This is a genomic window from Paraburkholderia sp. GAS333, from assembly GCF_050435665.1.
Taxonomy (GTDB): Bacteria; Pseudomonadota; Gammaproteobacteria; order Burkholderiales; family Burkholderiaceae; genus Paraburkholderia; species Paraburkholderia fungorum_A.
On the sequence record NZ_JBNDKS010000001.1, the window covers coordinates 176,259 to 195,766 of the forward strand.

18 protein-coding genes and 1 tRNA gene are annotated in these 19,508 nt (G+C 63.0%); 5 read left to right on the forward strand and 14 right to left on the reverse strand.

Annotation, left to right across the window (positions count from 1 at the left end; all coding sequences use genetic code 11):
- Positions 1-2: 2 nt before the first annotated feature.
- From ABH945_RS00820 to ABH945_RS00835, 4 genes are all read right to left on the reverse strand, one after another.
- On the reverse strand, positions 3-1,571 hold the full coding sequence (locus tag ABH945_RS00820; protein WP_429249445.1) for a DEAD/DEAH box helicase: 1,569 nt from the start codon (positions 1,569-1,571) through the stop codon (positions 3-5).
- A gap of 213 nt (positions 1,572-1,784) precedes the next feature.
- Positions 1,785-2,405: a PAQR family membrane homeostasis protein TrhA gene (gene trhA, locus ABH945_RS00825; protein WP_074765652.1), complete on the reverse strand. Its 621-nt coding sequence runs from the start codon at positions 2,403-2,405 to the stop codon at positions 1,785-1,787.
- 127 nt (positions 2,406-2,532) lie between these two features.
- Positions 2,533-3,831, reverse strand: a complete 1,299-nt coding sequence (locus ABH945_RS00830) for a c-type cytochrome (protein ID WP_074765650.1) — start codon at positions 3,829-3,831, stop codon at positions 2,533-2,535.
- A gap of 21 nt (positions 3,832-3,852) precedes the next feature.
- Entirely contained in the window at positions 3,853-4,584 is a 732-nt protein-coding gene (locus ABH945_RS00835; RefSeq protein WP_074765648.1) for a c-type cytochrome, read from the reverse strand.
- A 384-nt stretch (positions 4,585-4,968) separates the two neighbouring features.
- Between ABH945_RS00835 and copC the strand changes: the two genes are divergently transcribed.
- Positions 4,969-5,346 carry a copper homeostasis periplasmic binding protein CopC gene (gene copC, locus ABH945_RS00840; protein ID WP_429249446.1) on the forward strand — a complete coding sequence of 126 codons (378 nt, stop codon included), beginning with the start codon at positions 4,969-4,971 and terminating at the stop codon, positions 5,344-5,346.
- Positions 5,343-6,272: a CopD family protein gene (locus ABH945_RS00845; RefSeq protein WP_074765644.1), complete on the forward strand. Its 930-nt coding sequence runs from the start codon at positions 5,343-5,345 to the stop codon at positions 6,270-6,272. Before copC ends, ABH945_RS00845 begins: the two co-directional genes overlap by 4 nt.
- A gap of 294 nt (positions 6,273-6,566) precedes the next feature.
- On the opposite strand, the gene ABH945_RS00850 is transcribed toward ABH945_RS00845, so the two are convergent.
- The 4 genes from ABH945_RS00850 to dgoD all read right to left on the reverse strand — a co-directional run bounded on the left by ABH945_RS00850 (position 6,567) and on the right by dgoD (position 10,004).
- The gene (locus ABH945_RS00850) at positions 6,567-6,800 is read right to left on the reverse strand and encodes a YodC family protein (RefSeq protein WP_429249447.1); all 234 of its coding nucleotides are present in this window, start codon (positions 6,798-6,800) and stop codon (positions 6,567-6,569) included.
- A gap of 33 nt (positions 6,801-6,833) precedes the next feature.
- Complete coding sequence (locus ABH945_RS00855; RefSeq protein WP_429249448.1) at positions 6,834-7,136, reverse strand: hypothetical protein; 303 nt, start codon at positions 7,134-7,136, stop codon at positions 6,834-6,836.
- A 260-nt stretch (positions 7,137-7,396) separates the two neighbouring features.
- Complete coding sequence (locus ABH945_RS00860) at positions 7,397-8,704, reverse strand: MFS transporter (RefSeq protein ID WP_429249449.1); 1,308 nt, start codon at positions 8,702-8,704, stop codon at positions 7,397-7,399.
- A gap of 151 nt (positions 8,705-8,855) precedes the next feature.
- Positions 8,856-10,004, reverse strand: a complete 1,149-nt coding sequence (gene dgoD / locus ABH945_RS00865) for a galactonate dehydratase (protein ID WP_429249450.1) — start codon at positions 10,002-10,004, stop codon at positions 8,856-8,858.
- A 336-nt stretch (positions 10,005-10,340) separates the two neighbouring features.
- On the opposite strand from dgoD, the gene ABH945_RS00870 reads away from it, so the two are divergent.
- Positions 10,341-11,018 carry a FadR/GntR family transcriptional regulator gene (locus ABH945_RS00870; protein WP_074765634.1) on the forward strand — a complete coding sequence of 226 codons (678 nt, stop codon included), beginning with the start codon at positions 10,341-10,343 and terminating at the stop codon, positions 11,016-11,018.
- A 119-nt stretch (positions 11,019-11,137) separates the two neighbouring features.
- On the opposite strand, the gene ABH945_RS00875 is transcribed toward ABH945_RS00870, so the two are convergent.
- Positions 11,138-12,676, reverse strand: coding sequence for a DHA2 family efflux MFS transporter permease subunit (locus tag ABH945_RS00875; RefSeq protein WP_074765632.1), 1,539 nt, complete (start codon positions 12,674-12,676; stop codon positions 11,138-11,140).
- A 137-nt stretch (positions 12,677-12,813) separates the two neighbouring features.
- Between ABH945_RS00875 and ABH945_RS00880 the strand changes: the two genes are divergently transcribed.
- Positions 12,814-13,257, forward strand: coding sequence for a MarR family winged helix-turn-helix transcriptional regulator (locus ABH945_RS00880; protein ID WP_074765628.1), 444 nt, complete (start codon positions 12,814-12,816; stop codon positions 13,255-13,257).
- Positions 13,258-13,344: 87 nt separating this feature from the next.
- Here ABH945_RS00880 and ABH945_RS00885 read toward each other — a convergent pair whose 3' ends face one another.
- The 5 genes from ABH945_RS00885 to ABH945_RS00905 all read right to left on the reverse strand — a co-directional run bounded on the left by ABH945_RS00885 (position 13,345) and on the right by ABH945_RS00905 (position 18,183).
- Positions 13,345-13,692, reverse strand: coding sequence for a hypothetical protein (locus ABH945_RS00885; protein WP_429249451.1), 348 nt, complete (start codon positions 13,690-13,692; stop codon positions 13,345-13,347).
- Positions 13,693-13,797: 105 nt separating this feature from the next.
- A tRNA-Met gene (locus ABH945_RS00890) sits at positions 13,798-13,874 on the reverse strand.
- 95 nt (positions 13,875-13,969) lie between these two features.
- Positions 13,970-15,628, reverse strand: a complete 1,659-nt coding sequence (locus tag ABH945_RS00895; RefSeq protein WP_074765624.1) for an MFS transporter — start codon at positions 15,626-15,628, stop codon at positions 13,970-13,972.
- 218 nt (positions 15,629-15,846) lie between these two features.
- The gene (locus ABH945_RS00900; RefSeq protein WP_429249452.1) at positions 15,847-17,394 is read right to left on the reverse strand and encodes a sensor histidine kinase N-terminal domain-containing protein; all 1,548 of its coding nucleotides are present in this window, start codon (positions 17,392-17,394) and stop codon (positions 15,847-15,849) included.
- A gap of 9 nt (positions 17,395-17,403) precedes the next feature.
- The gene (locus tag ABH945_RS00905) at positions 17,404-18,183 is read right to left on the reverse strand and encodes a response regulator (protein ID WP_429249453.1); all 780 of its coding nucleotides are present in this window, start codon (positions 18,181-18,183) and stop codon (positions 17,404-17,406) included.
- A 243-nt stretch (positions 18,184-18,426) separates the two neighbouring features.
- Between ABH945_RS00905 and recA the strand changes: the two genes are divergently transcribed.
- Complete coding sequence (recA, locus tag ABH945_RS00910; RefSeq protein ID WP_074765620.1) at positions 18,427-19,506, forward strand: recombinase RecA; 1,080 nt, start codon at positions 18,427-18,429, stop codon at positions 19,504-19,506.
- The last annotated feature ends 2 nt before the right edge of the window (positions 19,507-19,508 follow it).

Sequence of the window (19,508 nt, forward strand, 5' to 3'; positions counted from 1 at the left end):
ACTTACCGCCCGCGCTGACCGCTGCGGGTCGGCTGACCACCACGCGGCGCGTCGTTACGCGGCTTCGCACCGCCCAGCAACGCACCCGGATTGCTGCCTTGCGGCTTGCCACCCTGCGGCTTGCGCGGCGCATGTTGCGCAGCGCTGCCTTCGTGGGCGACAGCACGCGGCCGATCGTCATGACGCTGACCGTCGCGGCGAGCTTGACCACCCTGGCCACCATTGCCACCCTGACCTGCCGGCTTCGCACCCTGCGGACGCGGCTGCTGACCATTCGACGGACGTTGTCCCGAACGTTGCGCGGGCTTTGCAGCCGCAGCGCCATCACGCTTCGGCGCACCTTGCCCCTGACGCGGCGAACGACCGCCACCACCGCCACCGCCGCCGCCCTGGCCGCGACGCAGAATCGGCTCCGGCTTCGCGGTCGGGTCCGGTTCGAAACCGGCGATCACTTCTTGCGGCACCGGGCGCTTGATCAGCTTCTCGATGTCCTTCAGCAACTGCAGTTCGTCGACGCAAACCAGCGACACCGCCTCGCCCGTCGCACCGGCACGACCGGTACGGCCGATACGGTGCACGTAGTCTTCCGGCACGTTCGGCAGATCGAAGTTGACCACGTGCGGCAGTTGATCGATATCGATCCCGCGAGCCGCGATGTCGGTCGCGACCAGCACCTGCAGCGTGCCGTCCTTGAACTCGGCCAGCGCGCGCGTACGCGCCGACTGGCTCTTGTTGCCGTGAATCGCAAGCGCGCTGATACCGTCCTTGCTCAACTGCTCGGCAAGCCGGTTCGCGCCATGCTTCGTGCGCGTGAACACCAGCACCTGGAACCAGTTGTGCTGCTTGATCAGATGCGTGAGCAGCTCGCGCTTCTTGTCGCGGTCGACCGGGTGAATCTTTTGCGCGACCGTTTCCGCCGTCGTATTGCGGCGCGCCACTTCGATCAGCGCCGGCGAGTCGAGCAGGTTGTCGGCGAGTGTTTTGATCTCGTCGGAGAAGGTGGCCGAGAACAGCAGGTTCTGGCGCTTCGGCGGCAGCTTGGCCAGCACACGCTTGATGTCGTGGATGAAGCCCATGTCGAGCATCCGGTCGGCTTCGTCGAGCACGAGAATCTCGAGATGCGACAGGTCGATGGTTTTCTGCTGCATGTGGTCGAGCAAACGGCCCGGCGTCGCGACGACGATGTCCACGCCGCTGCGCAATGCGCCGATCTGCGGATTGATGCCGACGCCGCCGAACATGACCGTCGACTTCAGCTTCAGATACTTGCCATATGCGCGCACGCTTTCCTCGACCTGCGCGGCGAGTTCACGCGTCGGCGTGAGGATCAGCGCGCGCACTGCGCGCTTGCCCGAAGCCGTGGCGACGGCGGGCATCGAATGGAGACGCTGCAGGATGGGCAGCGTGAAACCGGCGGTCTTGCCGGTGCCGGTCTGCGCGCCGGCCAGCAGATCGCCGCCGTTGAGCACAGCCGGGATTGCCTGCGTCTGGATCGGAGTCGGAGTGGTGTAGCCGAGTTCGTTTACAGCGCGGACCAACGGTTCGGACAAGCCGAGGGAATCAAAAGACATAAATGCTCTTTGCAATGCAGTTTCGCGAATGGCACATCTGGGTGCTGGCCGGCATCGATGCCGCATGAACACGCCTGTACGGCGTGTTCGAGGCCAAAACCCAGTTCCGTTCGCTGAGAAATCGGCGGCACGCGCAAATGCGTGCCGAATGCTTCAACGCGCTATGCAGACACGTTGACTGGCGTTAAGTTGCATTTCGCCGCCGTGGGGGTGTCACGCGACATAGCGCGCAACACTGACGAATTGACACAGACTGCCTGCCAGAACGAACAGGTGCCAGATACCATGTCCATGCCGGATGCGCTCGTCGTTGATGAAGAAGTAGATGCCGGCGCTGTAGATGACCCCGCCGGCCACGAGCCAGGCGGTACCCGCTGCCGGTAAGGCATGCAGCAGAGGGTGGACGGCAACGAGCGCGAGCCATCCCATCAGGACATACAGCACCATCGAAACGCTGCGGGTGCGTCGCCCGAGCGTCAGTTCCTGCACGATACCGAGGACTGCGAGCCCCCAGCTTACGCCGAATAACGACCAGCCCCATGGCCCGCGCAACGTGACAAGCGTGAACGGAGTGTAGCTGCCGGCGATCAGCAGGTAGATCGCCGAATGGTCGCATTTCTGCAGAACCGCTTTCAGACGCGGGCTGCGCACGCTGTGGTAAAGCGTCGAGATAGCATACAGCACGAACAGCATCGCCCCGTACACGCTGAAGCTGACCACCTTGTACGCGTCGCCGGCGAGCGCGCCCATCGTGACGAGCGCAACAAGCCCAGCCACCGACAGCACGGCGCCGACGAGGTGGGTAATGCTGTTGAAACGCTCACCGACATGCACGGCTCATCCTCCTGCGCGATTTCATAAGGGTAAATACCCACATGATACCGGTCCCGCGACGGTCCTGAAAAAACGAAGGGCGCGGCCGCGTTTCCGCAGGCCGCGCCCCAGGTGCAACTGGCGCTGGTTAGTCGAGCGGCGCCGAACGCAGATCGGACACTTGCTGCGGCGAAACAGGCGTGCCGTGGTTGCCCCACGACATACGGATGTACGTCACAACCGCCGCCACTTCCGTGTTCGACAACGCTTGCGCGAACGGCGGCATGCCGTACGGATGCGGGTTGGCTTCCGTGCTCGGCGGATAACCGCCGTTCAGCACCATGCGGATCGGGTTGACCGCCGACGGCATCTGGATCGACTGGTTGTTCGCGAGCGGCGGGAACGCCGGCGGTTGGCCGAGGCCGTTTTCCGCGTGGCATTTCGCGCAGTTGTCAGCGTAGATCTTCTGACCTTGCTTCAACAGTTCGCCGCCGAACTTTTCCGACGTTTCGAGCTGCAGCGGCTCCGGCGCCTCGCTCTTCTGCGGAATCGTCTTCAGATACGTCGCCATCGCCTTGATGTCTTCGTCCGTCATGTATTGCAGGCTGTTGTGAACCACTTCAGCCATCGGACCAAACACCGCGCCGCGGTTCGACACGCCGGTCTTCAGCAGGTCGGCGATGTCCTGGAGTTCCCAGTCGCCGAGACCGGCTTCACGGTTCGACGTAAGCGACGGTGCGTACCAGTTCTGCAGCGGGATCAGGCCGCCGGCGAACGCCGCCGAACTGACCGGACCACCCATTGCGTTGATCGACGTGTGACACATGCCGCAATGGCCCAGGCCTTCGATCAGGTATGCACCACGGTTCCACTCGACCGACTTGGTCGGGTCCGGCTTGAATTCGCCTTCACGGAAGAACAGCGTGCGCCAGCCGATCAGCATGTTGCGCTGGTTGAATGGGAATTTGAGTTCATGCGGACGGCTCGGCACGTTGACCGGCGTGACCGAGCGCAGGTACGCGTAGATCGCGTCCGCGTCGGCGCGCGTGACCTTCGTGTAGCTGGTGAACGGGAAGCCCGGATACAGCAGGCTGCCGTCTTTCGAGCGGCCGGTGTGCATCGCGCGGTAGAAGTCGTCCTGGGTCCACTTGCCGATGCCGTACTGGTCGTCGGGCGTGATGTTCGGCGTGAACATCGTGCCGAACGGCGTGGCCATGGGCAGACCGCCGGCAAACTGCTTGCCGCCGCGAACCGTGTGGCAGGCGATACAGTCGCCGGCGCGCGCGAGGTACTCGCCCTTCTTGATCAGGTCGGCCTGGTCGGCGGGCGCTGCCGCCATGGCCTCGCCGCTGTGCATGTGGTCGCCGCCCGACCACAGGACGGGAACGAGTGCGGCGGCCGCGACTACCACGACTGCCGAGAGGGCGAACAAAGACTTGCGTTTCATTTGAATGTCTCTCCCGGCGGCTTATTGAGGTTCGCTGCCGCAGGCAAGCGGAGTCTTCATCGAGCGAGCCGGAGCCGGCACGGGGTTCTGTGGAGCCTGCTGCGTGGCAAGCCACGAAGCGACGGCGTTCACGTCGTCGTCGGTGAGGCGGGTGGCGATGGTGTGCATGCAATCAGGCGCGATGGCATGTCGCGAGCCCGAGCGCCACGCGCCGAGCTGCGCGCTGATGTAGTCGGCGTGCAGGCCAACCAGACCCGGGATAGCCGGCTCCATACCCGTGAGCGCCTTGCCGTGGCAAGCCGCGCAGGCCGGAATCTGTTTTCCTGCGTCGCCGTTCAGCACGATCTGCTGGCCGCGCGCCAGCGTGGCCGACGACACCGTCGGTTTGGCCGGCGGCGGGTAGGGCGGACGCTGTTGCGAGAAGTAAGTGGCGATCTGATGAAGATAGTCGTCCGAAAGGTACGTGACGAGGTAATTCATGGGCGGGTACTTGCGACGCCCTTCGCGGAAGTTCTGCAACTGGTTGAACAGATAGTCGGCCGGCTTGCCCGCGAGGCGTGGGAAGTAGTCGTTGTCGGTGCCTTGACCGTGAGTGCCGTGGCAGGCCGTACACCCTTGCACGCGCGCTGCCATCGTGTCAGGGGCCTTCGGTTGAGTCTGCGCTTTTGCAGCGCTATAGACACCCGCAGAGCCGATCAGCAACAGGGCCAGCAGCGGGCGGAAAAGGCGTCTAGAAGACACGCGTAACTCCATCAGAACGGGGACCTGACCGAACTTCGAGGCGGTTCGGTGTTAAGGGCAGCCGGCGCTGCGGCGACGCAGCATTCTATCATTGGCGACTAATAGTGACTATTTGCCGCAGGAGAGAATGCCCCGGCTGTTACAACCATGCGACAGATTGTCGCGTGAACAGTTTGCAGCCAAGTGTCGCTGCAACGGTACACCCACAGTCTCAATTTTGTCCACGCGATCCATGTTGCAATGGTCGTGCCTTTTGCCGTTCTCAACAATGCGGGTTGAACCGATGCCCGCGAGCGCTATCGAAGCGTACACTTCCGGGCTCGCCGGCCGCTCACCGGTGCGGGTCAGCCCGCGTCGACACTCACTGTTCCCCTGTTCATCAGCTATCGGTATTACATGAAGCTATTCCAATTTTCCCGTTCGGCGCTGCGTGCGTTGATGCTCGGCGCCGCGGCGCTGGTTGTGACGTCCACGGCTTTTGCGCACGCGCATCTGATGTCGAGCGAGCCGGCTGCGAACGCCGAAGTCGCGGCCCCCGCGGCCGTCACGATTCATTTCACCGAGCCGCTCGAACCGGCTTTCAGCAAGATCACTCTCGACGATGCCAACGGCAAGGAAGCGGTGCCCAATGCATCTGAAGTCGATGCGAAGGACGCGAAGGTTATGCGCCTCGCATTGCCGCAGTTGACTGCGGGCCGCTACGCGGTGCATTGGGTTGCGGTTGCCACGGACGGCCACCGTACTCAGGGTGACTTCGCTTTCAACATCAAATGAGCTTCGACGGACTCTGGATCGGGCAGGTCGCCATGGCCGCGCTCATGAATATCGCGTTTGCGTTCGCCGTCGGTTCGGCGCTGCTGGCCGCGTGGCTCGCCAAGGACGCGCAGCAGAAGGTCTCGCCCGCGCGCCTCGCGTGGTTGCGGGCGCAACGTTCCATGCTGATCGCCACCGTCGTCCTAGTGCTCGCGGATCTCGGCTGGCTGCTGTATCAGGCGGCGTCGATGGCCGGCGTCGCGTTGCCCGCCGCTTTCGGCGTGCTGCCCACCGTGCTGACCCAAACGCACGTCGGCTATGGCTGGACCGTTGCGTTCGTCGGTGCGCTGATGTTGCTCGGCACGGCCATGGCAAGCCACACGGGCATGTTGCGCAACGCGCTGCTGTGGCTGGCGGTGATCGTGGTCGCGGCGGGCAAGGCATCGCTCGGTCACGCGGCCGATGCCGGGATCGCCTCGGCGGCGATCGGCATGCAAACGCTGCACGTGCTGGTCACGAGCGTGTGGGGCGGCCTGGCAATCGCGGCGGGGCTGACGGTGCTGCCCGCGCTCGGTACGTCGACGGCGCGCGGCATGTTGATCCGCACGGCGACGCAGGTGTCGAACGTGTCGGTGGTGGCGGTCGTGCTGGTGCTGGTGTCGGGCGTCTTCAACGCGCTGCGTGGTTCGGGTGGATCGCTCGAAGCGATCCAGTTCAGCACCTGGGGACATGTGTTGACGCTCAAGCTCGCGCTGGTCGCGCTGGCGCTTGTGCTTGGCGGTCTGAACCGTTTCTCGGCGCTGCCGCGCCTGCGCCGCACGGCATCGACGATGGACGCGCACACGTTCGTCAACGTGCTGTACCTCGAAGCACTGGCGATGATCGGCGTGTTCGTCGCGGCGGCTGTGCTGTCGCACAGCGTGCCGGCGTTTGCGTCGTTGGGGTAGGAGTAGTTCGCCGGCGTGACGTGACGGGCGTGCCGTGGCGTGTGCTGCATCGCATGCTGCGAAGACCGCGCGCTGCCTCGCATGCTGCGAAGACCGCGCGCTGCCTCGCGCATGCGTCCGACATGCATCAATTCTGCAACTGGCGCGGCGCTCGCTTCGGCCACGCCGCGCGACAAACCTGCTCATCCCATTCACCGCAGAAGCCACAAGCCAAAAAAAAAGCGCCGCACGGCAAAAGCCGGCGGCGCAATACACACGGTCGCCTGGCGGTGGCCAGCATCCGTTACTGCCTCTTCAGGCGGCGCGCACGTCGCGTCTCACCCGTTCCAGAGTCTCCTCCGGAAACATTTCCTGTTGCAGTTCGCCTGCGTCGCTGAACCATTGGCAGATCAGCCAGTTGCCCGGCGCGAATAGCACCGGTCCGCTCCATGTCGCGGTCATCGGATGCCCGCCGGACCGGAGCTTCAGAATTTCGCCGGGCCGAAACACCGGTTTGGTCCGTCGGGCGAAAAAGTCGGTCAATCGCATGATCGGCTTCGCGTGGCGACGCGCTTACCGCGCTTACTCGACGCCGAGCCGATGTCCGACGATCGGCGCGCAGAACAGCGCGACCGCGCAGCCAGCGGCCTTGCCTTCCAGTTCGGCGCCGGCGGCGCGCGAGCCATACATATGCGTGAGCAGATCGAAAAGCTGCGGCAGGCAGTACACCACCGCGGCCGCAATAAAGCATTTCTCGATTACCGAGATGCGCCAGCCGCGTTCGTATGCCAGCACCGCGCCGAGTATGCGCAGAACGCCGAACATCACCAGTGCGCCGACAGCGGCCTGTTCGCGGATCAGATAGTCAGGAAGGAATTCGCCCATGATGTTCCCCGGATACATGTTGTTTGCATCCATTTGAGCAAGGAGTGGGCCATGTGTATGTCTGATGCCGAACAAACGGCGCGAAAGCCTTTGTAGATAAGGCTTTGCGAGGAGTGGTGCGAACCTCGGAGAAGGCCGTGAAACGGCTGTTCCAGCGGCTTTGGTCCGGGATGTTACGTTACTGCGAGCCCCCGCGCGTCACGTCGCCGTAACGCGTGCGAGGGGTCTTAAAACTTCGCAAATGGAGCCGAAAAACGCCCTCAGCGAATCCGCTCGATCTTGCCCACGAGGAACAGATACGACAGCGCGCCGACCACGCCGACCGCGCTCATGAACATCAGCGCGGGCTTGAAGTCGCTATTCCTGACGATGAAGCCGATCACCACCGGCACGCAGATCGACGACAGATTGCCCATCAGGTTGAACATGCCGCCGGTGAGGCCGAGCAACTCCTTCTTCGCCATCGACGACACCAGCACCCACGTGATCGACGAGAAGCCGCTGCCGAAGAACGCGATCGCCATGAACAGGATCACCATCGCCGGCGTCTCGACATAGTTCGCGCCGACGATCGCCGTGGACAGCAGCAGCCCCGTCACGATCGGCACCTTGCGCGCGACCGTGGCCGACACGCCGCGCCGGATCATCCAGTCCGACAGCAGCCCCGAACCGAGGATGCCGACGAACGCGGCGAGAAAAGGCACGGCTGCCATGAAGCCGACCTTCAGGAAGTCCATGTGCCGGTACTTGACCAGGTAAGTCGGGAACCAGGTCAGGAAGAACCAGAGCGTCGACGTCACTGCGATCTGGCCGATGTACACGCCCCACAGCTTGCGGTTGCCGAGCACGGCACGCCAGTCGGCGGCGGTGTAGCGGGTGCGGCCTTGACGCGGGTTGCCCGACGCGCCCGATCCGCTCAGGTCGACCAGGCCGCCGCCCGCGCGAATCATGTCGAGTTCGGCCTCGTTGATCCCGCTGGCTTCAGACGGCTCGCGATACAGCGCATACCAGACCAGCCCCCATACGACGCCGATCGCGCCCGTCAGGAAGAACACGCCTTGCCAGCCGAAATGTTGCTGTGTCAGCACGAGCGCAGGCGTCAGGAGTGCCAGGCCGACGTACTGGCCGGACGTATAGCTGGCAATGGCGCGGGCGCGCTCGCTATCGGGAAACCAGGTCGTGACGACGCGGTTGAGCGTCGGATAGGCGGGCGCTTCGAGTGCACCGAGCAGCACGCGCAGCGACAGCAGCACCGCGAACGCGCTCGCGAAGCCTTGCAGGATCGTCGCGAGCGACCAGAGTCCGATGACCAGCGCGAGCAGAAGCCGCGGACGCGTCCGGTCGACCAGCATGCCGCCGGGAATCTGCAGCAGCGCATACGACCAGCCGAACGCGGAGAACACCAGGCCCATTTGCGCAGGGTCGAGTTGCAGGTCTTGCGCGATGGCGGTGGCGGCGATCGACAGATTGCTGCGGTCGAGATACGTGATGACCACGGTGATGAACAGCATGGCGAGCAGGCGATGGCGCTTGCCGGTCGCCTGCATCTGGATGTGGGTTGTCTCCACTGAGGTGAGCCTCTTGATGTTATTTCTGGCGGCGCTCACGGCCGCTGCAAACGGAATCGCTCGCGGGTTGAAACGCGGTGCGAAGCGTGTTGCCAACCGCCTCGCGCGATAAAAGCGAAACGCCGCCCGCAGGCGGCGTTGGTTCAGGCGATTACCATTCGGCGACGCTGCCGTCCTCATGGCGCCACACCGGATTGCGCCAGCGATGGCCGACCTTGGCCATCTCGCGCACCTTCTCTTCGTTGACCTCGATCCCAAGGCCCGGGCCTTGCGGAATCGACACGAAGCCGTCTTCGTACTTGAAGACTTCCGGGTTCTTGATGTAGTCGAGCAGGTCGTTGCCCTGGTTGTAGTGAATGCCCAGGCTCTGTTCCTGGATGAACGCGTTGTAGCTCACCGCATCGATCTGCAGGCAGGTGGCGAGCGCGATCGGCCCGAGCGGGCAGTGCAGCGCGAGCGCGACGTCGTACGCTTCGGCCATCGACGCGATCTTGCGGCACTCGGTAATGCCGCCCGCGTGCGACGCGTCCGGCTGGATGATGTCGACGTAACCGCCCGCCAGGATGTGCTTGAAGTCCCAGCGCGAATACAGGCGCTCGCCCAAAGCGATCGGCGTGTTGGTCTGATTCACGATGTCACGCAATGCTTCCGCGTTTTCCGACAGCACCGGCTCTTCGATGAAGAGCAGCTTGTACGGGTCGAGTTCCTTGGCCAGCACCTTCGCCATCGGCTTGTGCACACGGCCGTGGAAGTCCACGCCGATGCCGATGTTCGGGCCCACGGCCTCGCGCACCGCCGCCACGTTGTTGATGACGCCTTGCACCTTGTCGAAGGTGTCGATGATCTGCAATTCTTCCGAGCCGTTCATCTTCACGGCCTTGAAGCCGCGTTCGACCACGGCGCGCGCGTTGTTTGCGACGTCGCTCGGACGATCACCGCCGATCCACGAATACACCTTGATCTTGTCGCGCACCTGGCCGCCCAGCAGCGCGTGAATCGGCACGCCGTGGTGCTTGCCCTTGATGTCCCACAGTGCCTGGTCGACGCCGGCGATTGCGCTCATCGTGATCGGGCCGCCACGGTAGAAGCCGGCGCGGTACATGACCTGCCAGTGGTCTTCGATCAGCAGAGGGTCTTTGCCGATCAGATAATCGGACAGTTCTTCGACCGCCGCCGCGACTGTATGCGCGCGGCCTTCGACGACCGGTTCGCCCCAGCCGACGATGCCTTCGTCAGTCTCGATCTTCAGGAAGCACCAGCGCGGTGGGACGATGAAGGTTTCGAGCTTGGTGATTTTCATGGTGTATGTCTCCTGTGTCGGCCGGAGTTAGCGCTTTAGCGCTTACTCCGGCCCCATGCCTGTGGTAAGTCGGCCGGAGTTAGCGCTTTAGCGCTTACTCCGGCCCCATGCCTGTGGCAAGTCGGTCAGAGTTAGCACTTCAGCGCTAATTCCGGCCCCATGGCTATGGCCGGTTGATAAGAGTCGGCGCTTCGCGCCTGCGAAGATTCGAGGATTCTTATGCTACAACAAAACCCCCCATAAATACTATTAATAGTATTATTCGCCAAATAGTGGCCAGCACACGCTGCCTCCAATCTCAGACCAACCCCCAAATCGGTACGCCGGGAGAAAGCTATTCAGCACGATCTGCATGGGCGCGTCGCCCATTTGCTGGCCACCGCGATTCTGCGCGGCGACTACGCGCCCGAGTCGATCCTGCCGCGCGAGGCGGAGTTAATGGAGACATTCGGCGTGAGTCGCACGGTGTTGCGCGAGGCGCTGCGCACGCTGACGTCGAAAGGGCTGATCGAATCGCGTCCGCGGGTGGGTACGCGCGTGCGGCCGAAGCCCGCGTGGAATCTGCTCGATGTTGACGTGCTCGACTGGTATTCGCGGGTGGCCGAGCCGATGGCGTTTGCGCTGAAGCTGCAGGAAATGCGCGAGATGATCGAGCCTTACGCAGCGGGGCTGGCTGCGTCCTCGTACTCGGACGACACGTTCCGCGCGCTGGAGTCCGCCCATGCTGCGATGGTCGGCGCGCGCAACGTCGACGAATGGGTGCGTGCCGATCTGCAATTCCATTTGAGCGTGCTCACCGCGTGCAGCAACGAGTTGCTGATTCCGTTGGGTACGCTGATCGAGCGAACGCTGGAGGCGCAACTTCGGTTGAATGCGAAGCGCGCGGATGTGTTCAATGCGTCGCTGGCTGAGCATACGGCGGTGTTCGAAGCGATTCGCACACGGGATGCGGACGCGGCGAGGGCGGCAATGGCGGGGTTATTAGGTGTGACGCGTGGGCGGATCGAGGGGTAGGGAAGGACAGCAGCGCTGACGTCGGTCGGGCTATTGAAGCGAGCCAGGCAAAGCGTGCCAGGCAAAACCGGGCCACACGCCGCCAATCCCGGATTTTCCCCACGGCTCGCTTCCTCCGCTCAATCCATCGCCGCATGCGCCACCGATGCATCCGGCGCCCTATGCGCGGGCCGGATCAGCAGCAATAGCGGAATCACCAGAAGCGTCGCCAGGAACATCAGCTTGAAGTCGTTCAGATACGCGATCATCGACGCCTGCTGCGTAATCGACACGTTCAGTACCGCGAGGTCGTAATTCGAGCCGCTGTTCAGCATCGGCTGGACCGCCGGATTGAACGGCGTGATGTTCGCGGCAAGGTCGGCATGCGAAATCTGTGTGTTGCGCGTCATCAGCGTCTGCACGATCGAAATGCCGATACTGCTGCCGATATTGCGCATCAGGCTATACGTCGCCGTGCCGTCCGCGCGCAACGCGGGCGTGAGCGTCGAGAACGTGAGCGCGCTCAGCGGCACGAAAACCAGACCCAGCCCGAAGCCCTGAATCACGCCGGGCCACACGATATCCGATGCCGACAGCACGATCGTGTAATGCATCATTTGCCAGAGCGCGAACGCCGAAATCACGAAGCCGGACAGCAACAGCAGCCGCGCGTCGACATGCTTCAGCAGGCGCCCCGCGAACAGCATCGCGATCATCGTGCCCGCGCCGCTCGGCGCGGTGACGAGGCCGGTAGTGGCGACCGGATAGTTCATCAGGTTCTGCAGCATCGGCGGCAATAGCGCGCGCGTCGCGTACATCACCGCCCCGATCACGAAGATGAAGAACGTGCCGGTCGCGAAATTGCTGTCCTTCAGCAGCTTGTATTTGAAGAACGACTTTTCGCCGACCGTCGCCGTGTGCACGAGGAAAAACGCAAAACTGAGCGACGCCAGCAGCGCCTCGATGACGATTTCGGTCGAACTGAACCAGTCGAGCTGCTCGCCGCGATCGAGCATCGCCTGCAACGCGCCGATCGCCAGGCCGAGCGTGATGAAGCCGAACGCGTCGAACTTCACGTCGTGTTTCGGCTCGCGGCTCGGCAGGAAGGTCGCCACGCCGAACAGCGCGAACGCACCGATCGGCACGTTGATAAAGAATACCCAGCGCCAGTTGTAGCTGTCGGTCAGCCAGCCGCCGAGCGTCGGCCCGAGAATCGGCCCGACCATCACGCCCATACCCCACACGGCCATCGCCTGGCCCTGCTTTTCGCGCGGATTGATGTCGAGCAGGATCGACTGCGACAGCGGCACCAGCGACGCCCCGAAAACGCCTTGCAGCAAACGCGACGCGACGATTTGCGTCAGCGTTTCCGACAAACCGCACAGCGCCGACGACACCGTGAAGCCGCCGATCGCGACGATCAGCAGCCGCTTGACGCTGAGCCGGTCCGACAGCCAGCCCGTGAGCGGCGTGGCAATGGCCGCGGCGACGATGTACGACGTGAGAACCCAGGTGATTTCATCCTGCGACGCGGATAGCGTGCCCTGCATGTGCGGCAGCGCGACGTTGGCGATCGTGCTGTCGAGCGTTTGGATCAGCGTCGCGAGCATGATCGAGAGGGTGATCATCGGCCGGTTGAGGGGCGCGGTTGCGCTCGCAGGCGTGGTGGCGGATGACATGGCTGGGCGGGGTCGTCGATATAGTAAGCATGCTTAGTATATGAGCGCTGCAAATCCTCGCAATCGGGATTTATGCGGAGACTGAATAACGCATGCTCCGATGCTGACGGTTCGGAGCGCGCTCGTATAATTCGCGCATGAAAACCCAACTCGAAGAGCGCTTCGGCTTTCTGATTTCCGACGTCGGCCGCCTGACTGGCAAGCGTTTCGACGATCTCGCGAAGTCCTCGGTCGATCTGACGCGCGCGCAGTGCCGCGTGCTGGCCTACCTCGCGCATTACGGCGACGTCAACCAGGCGCGTCTCGCTGATTTACTCGAAGTCGCGCCGATTTCGGCGGGCCGTCTGGTGGACCGGATGGTGGAGGGTGGCTGGATCGAGCGGGTGGCGAATCCGCAGGATCGCCGGGAACATCAGGTGCGGATGACGCCGAAGGCCGAGCGGACGCTCGGCACGGCGCGCAAGGTGGGCGACGAGGTTGCGCTCGAAGCGCTCGACGGTTTCAGCGATGAAGAAGCGAAGCAGCTGATCGCGCTATTGCAGCGCGTGCGCGGGAATTTGAGCCGTCTTGTCGACAGGTGACGCGTCGATCGATGCGCGTGCGTTTCGTTGCCTGCGCCGCTCGGGGCGCAGGTCGTGCGGCCAAGGCAAACCAATGCCGCCAGGCCGTTATTTCGAATCCGCGCCCGAAGCTGCCCCTGACGGCGGAACCAGTTCATAGCAGGCGGGCGACGCCGCGGCTCGCGCCTTCGCATCCGTTTGCTGCGGGTCGATACATTTGAACGCGCTCTGATCGCGCTGGACGAAAATCGTGTCGCCCGGTCCGCTGCTGCTTTGCGCGTTGTTCACCACGGCGACGATCTTGTAGCCATCCTGAAGCAACGTCGACAACGTAAGCGGCGAACTGCGCCACTGGTTGTCAGCCGTGGACTGCGCGTGGACGGTGAGCGCGGAAGCCGCGCCGAACAGCGTGATCGAGACGGTAGCCGCGGCAAGCGCGGCGGTGCGGAACGTCATCAAGAAACCTCCTTGAAGTTGCAGAGTCGTTGCGGTTTTCGACAGCCGGACGGCCAAAACAAAAAAGCCGCTGAACCTTGCGGATCAGCGGCTTTTTCTTGCAACTGGTGGCGAATCAGGGACTCGAACCCCGGACCTGCGGATTATGATTCCGTCGCTCTAACCAACTGAGCTAATTCGCCGAAAGAAGCGAGATTATGCAGGGCGAACTGAGGGTCGTCAACCCCCAGTTCGCAATTTTTTTAAAATGCTTCGGCCATCAGGCGCGCGAGGGGTGTCAGTCCTTCGCGTAGATGTCCGAGTCCTTGGTCTCCTTGACGAACAGCATGCCGATCACGAAGGTGATGAGCGCAATCACGATCGGATACCACAGCCCTGAGTAGATGTTGCCTTTGGTCGCCACAATCGCGAACGCGGTGGCCGGCAGGAAGCCGCCGAACCAGCCATTGCCGATGTGATACGGCAGCGACATCGACGTATAGCGGATTCGCGTCGGGAACATTTCCACCAGCATCGCCGCTATCGGCCCGTAGACCATCGTCACGTAGATCACGAGGATCGTCAGGATCACCACGCTCATCGGCCAGTTGATCTGCGATGGATCGGCCTTTGGCGGATAGCCGGCGCCCTTCAGCGTCGCGGCGAGGGTTTTGTCGAACGCCTTGCCTTGCTCCTTCGCGTCGGCGGCGCGGCCGTTGAACGTGTTGACCACCGTGTCGCCGACCTTGATCTGCGCAATCGTCCCGGCTGGCGCCGCGACGTTCTCGTAGTTCAGGCCGGCTCTGGACAGCGCGCCCTTGGCGATATCGCAGGAACTCGTGAACTTCGCCGTGCCGACCGGGTTGAACTGGAACGAGCACTCGGCCGGATCCGCGATCACGACGATCGGGGCGCGCGCGGTTGCGGCTTCCAGCGCCGGGTTGGTGAAGTGCGTGAGCGCCTTGAACAGCGGGAAGTAGGTGAGCGCGGCGATCAGCAGGCCCGCCATGATGATCGGCTTACGGCCAATCCTGTCCGACAGCGAGCCGAAGAACAGGAAGAACGGCGTGCCGATCAGCAGCGCGATCGCGATCATGATGTTGGCGCTGCTGCCGTCGACCTTCAGCGTCTGCGTCAGGAAGAACAGCGTGTAGAACTGACCCGTGTACCAGACCACGGCCTGGCCGGCGGTCAGGCCGATCAGCGCAAGAATCACGATCTTCAGGTTCTTCCATTGTCCGAACGCTTCAGACAGCGGCGCCTTCGACGTCTTGCCTTCAGCCTTGATGCGCTCGAACACCGGCGATTCATGCAGTTGCAGACGAATCCACACCGACACCGCCAGCAGCAGGATCGACACGATGAACGGAATGCGCCATCCCCATGCGCCGAACGAATCTTCGCCCATGGCCGTGCGCACGCCGAGAATCACCAGCAGCGACAGGAACAGGCCGAGCGTGGCGGTCGTCTGGATCCACGCGGTGTAGAAGCCGCGGCGTCCCGGCGGCGCGTGTTCGGCCACGTAGGTTGCAGCACCGCCGTACTCGCCGCCGAGCGCGAGGCCTTGCAGCATCCGCATTGCAATGAAGATCACCGGCGATGCAATGCCGATCGACGCATAACCCGGCAGAAAGCCGACCAGGAAGGTCGAAAGACCCATGATCACGATCGTCACGAGGAACGTGTATTTGCGTCCGACCATGTCGCCGAGTCGCCCGAACACGATCGCGCCGAACGGCCGGACCGCGAAACCCGCGGCAAAGCTGAGGAGCGTGAAGATGAACGCGGCGGTCGGATTGACGCCCGAGAAGAAGCTCTTGCTGATGAAGGCCGCGAGCGAGCCGGCCAGATAGAAGTCGTACCACTCGAAAACCGTACCCAGCGACGATGCGAAGATCACCCGCTTCTCATCGTGCGTCATCGGCACGTGCGAGATTTGCCCGCCAACGGTAGCCATATGTCGTCTCCAATATTGATATGCACGCGGTTCGCCGGTGAAGGCGTTCCCGTGAAGCCGATTATTGGAGTGGAAACTTACGGCGTACTGACGTGTCGGGGTGAAAAGGTGCGCGGGCTAATGAAGTTGGTTTTCTGTCAATTGTCGCTAAGTTGACTGCAAAAAGTCGCTAACCTTCTGCTATGTTGTCTCAAAGTCGGTGTGCTGGAGTTGGTCCGTCAGCCGCCGTTAGGGTAAGTCCCGCCCCGCTGGTGTTCATGCAAACTGACGCGTACGAGCGTTCCGGCCAGCCTCGGCGACTGTTGGTAGACGTTATCGTCGATGGTCAGCTCACCGCCGTGCATCGTCGCAATTTCGCGGACGATCGCGAGTCCCAGTCCGCTGCCATCCCCTTCGCGGCCGAGAATCCGGTAGAAACGCTCGATCACCCGCGAGCGCTCGGCGACCGGAATGCCCAAGCCGGTATCTTCGACTTCCAGATGCACGAGCCGAGCCGCCGCGTCATGCCGGACCCGGACCGTGATGCGCCCGCCGGGCGGCGTGTAGCGGATCGCGTTGTCAATCAGGTTCGACAGCATTTCGCGCAGCATGACCGGGTTGCCGTCCACCTCGACCGGCTCGTCGGGAGCTTCGTAGCCGAGATCCATCTGCCTCGCGAGCGCTGCCGGCACCCACTCGCGTACCGCGCTGCGCGCCACCTCGGTCACTTCGACCGGCGTGAAAATCTGCCCGGACATGCGGTTTTCCGCGCGAGCCAGCGCCAGCAACTGCGTGACGAGCCGCGCCGCCTGTTCCGAACTGGTGGCGATCTGCTCGAGCGAGCGGTGCACTTCCGCCGACGCATCCTGGCGCAGCGCCAACTCCGCCTGCGTGCGCAAACCGGCCAGTGGCGTTTTCATCTGATGCGCGGCATCGGCGATAAAACGCTTTTGCAACTCCATGTTCTGTTCGAGGCGCGTCAGCAGATCGTTGAACGACGTCACCAGCGGCTCGATTTCCGGCGGCGCGCGGCGCGCTTCGAGCGGCGACAGGTCATCCGGCCGACGTGCGCGGATGTGCGCCTGTAGCGCGTGCAGCGGCGCCAGTCCGCGCGAAAGGCCGAACCAGACGAGCAGGATCGCGAGCGGCAGGATCACGAACTGCGGCAGGATCACGCCCTTGATGATGTCGTTGGCAAGCTCGCTGCGCTTGTCGAGCGTTTCGGCGACCTGCACCAGCACGGGCTGCGCGCCGGGCGTCTGCGGAAACTCGACGGTCGTGTAGGCAACGCGGATGTCGTTGCCGCGCAGCACATCGTCGCGGAATTCGACGATGCCCGGCTGTGGCCGGTCCTCTTCGTGCGGCAGCGGCATGTCGCGCTCGCCGCTTACCAGTTCGCCGCGCGTGCCGAGCACCTGATAGAACACGCTGTCTACATTGTCGGCGCGCAGAAAATCGCGGGTGGAGTCGGGCAGCGACAATTCCGCCACACCGTTGATCGGGTGAATCTGGCGGGCGAGCACGTACGCGTCGGTTTCGAGCGCGCGGTCGAACGGCCCGTTCGCAATCGATTTCGCCACCAGATAGGTGATGGCCAGGCTCATCGGCCAGAGCAGCAGCAGCGGCGCGAGCATCCAGTCGAGAATCTCGCCGAACAGCGAGCGGGGACGGGCTTCGGCGGCGGCTTCGGTTTCGTCGGGCGGGGCGAACGGGTTGGCGTAGCGCTCGTCGCGCGCCTCGTCGAGATCCGCCGCGTGCGCCGGAGCGCGGTCTGCGCGTGCGGACATGGGCGCCTTCTATTTGTAGTGGTGGCTCGCGGGCATCGCGACGGACGGCGACGACGCGGGCGGCTCGGACGTTTCCGGCGCGGCGGGTTCCGTCATTGCCGCGGCGTTGGAGGCACTCGCGGCTGCCGCTTTTTCGAGGCAGTACCCAAGACCGCGCACGGTAATGATGCGCACGCCGCTCGGCTCGATTTTCTTGCGCAACCGGTGCACATAAACCTCGATCGCATTGTTGCTGACTTCCTCGCCCCATTCGCAAAGATGGTCGACGAGCTGTTCCTTCGACACCAGCCGGCCGATCCGCTGCAGCAGCACTTCGAGCAAACCGAGTTCGCGCGCCGACAGGTCGATCACCTGCTCGTTGATATAGGCGATCCGGCCAACCTGGTCGAACGCGAGCGAGCCGTGCCGCACGACGGTCGGGCCACCGCCCGCGCCGCGCCTCGTCAGTGCGCGCACCCGCGCTTCGAGTTCGTTCAATGCGAAGGGCTTGGCCATGTAGTCGTCCGCGCCGAGATCGAGTCCCTTGACGCGTTCGTCGACGCTGTCTGCGGCGGTCAGGATCAGCACCGGCAGGTTGGAGTTGCGCGCACGCAGGCGACGCAGCACTTCGAGCCCGGACATGCGCGGCAGGCCGAGATCGAGGATCAGCAGGTCAAAACTTTGCACGGAAAGGGCGGTATCGGCCTCGACTCCGTTCTTCACGTGATCGACGGCATAGGCCGATTGGCGGAGTGATCGAACCAGACCGTCCGCGAGTATGCTGTCGTCTTCGGCAATCAGAATTCGCATGATTCGCCAACCTGGCGTTGCCGGCACCATGGATAGCTCCAGGCGCGGCGGTCTCCAAAGATTTTTGTGGGTAGTCTGGGCAGCGAGACAGTAAAAATGCGCGTTCGCATGAGAATCGCGCTTGCCAAAACTACTGTTTTTTTATACAGTGTCTGAGTTTCGTGTGCTGTCCTTTCCGAGTGGGTTGAAACTCGGGGCCGCACACCTGCCTCAGACGCCGTTCATCATAGCAAAGGACGATTCATGGAAGAAAGCAAGAAAGGCTCGGCTGGACTGACTGCTGAAAAGAGCAAGGCATTGGCTGCCGCGCTTGCGCAGATCGAAAAGCAGTTCGGCAAAGGGTCGGTCATGCGGCTCGGCGCAGGTGAGGTAGTCGAAGACATCCAGGTGGTTTCAACCGGATCGCTCGGCCTCGACATCGCGCTGGGCGTCGGCGGTTTGCCGCGTGGCCGTGTGGTCGAAATCTATGGTCCGGAGTCGTCGGGTAAAACCACGCTGACGCTGCAGGTCATCGCTGAAATGCAGAAGATCGGCGGCACGGCGGCGTTTATTGACGCGGAACACGCGCTGGACATCCAGTACGCGCGCAAGCTCGGCGTGAACGTGAACGACCTGCTGGTCTCGCAGCCGGACACCGGCGAACAGGCGCTCGAAATTGCTGACGCACTCGTGCGTTCGGGTTCGATCGACATGATCGTGATCGACTCGGTCGCGGCACTCGTGCCGAAGGCTGAAATCGAAGGCGAAATGGGCGACTCGTTGCCGGGTCTGCAGGCGCGTCTTATGTCGCAAGCGCTGCGCAAGCTCACCGGCACGATCAAGCGTACGAACTGCCTGGTCATCTTCATCAACCAGATCCGTATGAAGATCGGCGTGATGTTCGGTAACCCGGAAACCACCACGGGCGGTAACGCGCTGAAGTTCTACGCGTCGGTGCGTCTCGATATTCGCCGTATCGGTTCGATCAAGAAGAACGACGAAGTGATCGGCAACGAAACTCGCGTGAAGGTCGTGAAGAACAAGGTGTCGCCACCGTTCCGTGAAGCGATTTTCGACATTCTGTACGGCGAGGGTATTTCGCGTCAGGGCGAAATCATCGATCTGGGCGTGCAAGCCAAGATCGTTGACAAGGCCGGTGCGTGGTACAGCTACAGCGGCGAACGGATTGGTCAGGGCAAGGACAACGCGCGTGAATTCCTGCGCGAAAATCCGGACATCGCTCGCGAGATCGAAAACCGTATCCGCGAATCGCTGGGCGTGAATGCCATGGCAGAAGCCGTAGCCGGCGGTGCAAGCGCCGAAGTCGCGGACGAAGAAGAGTAACC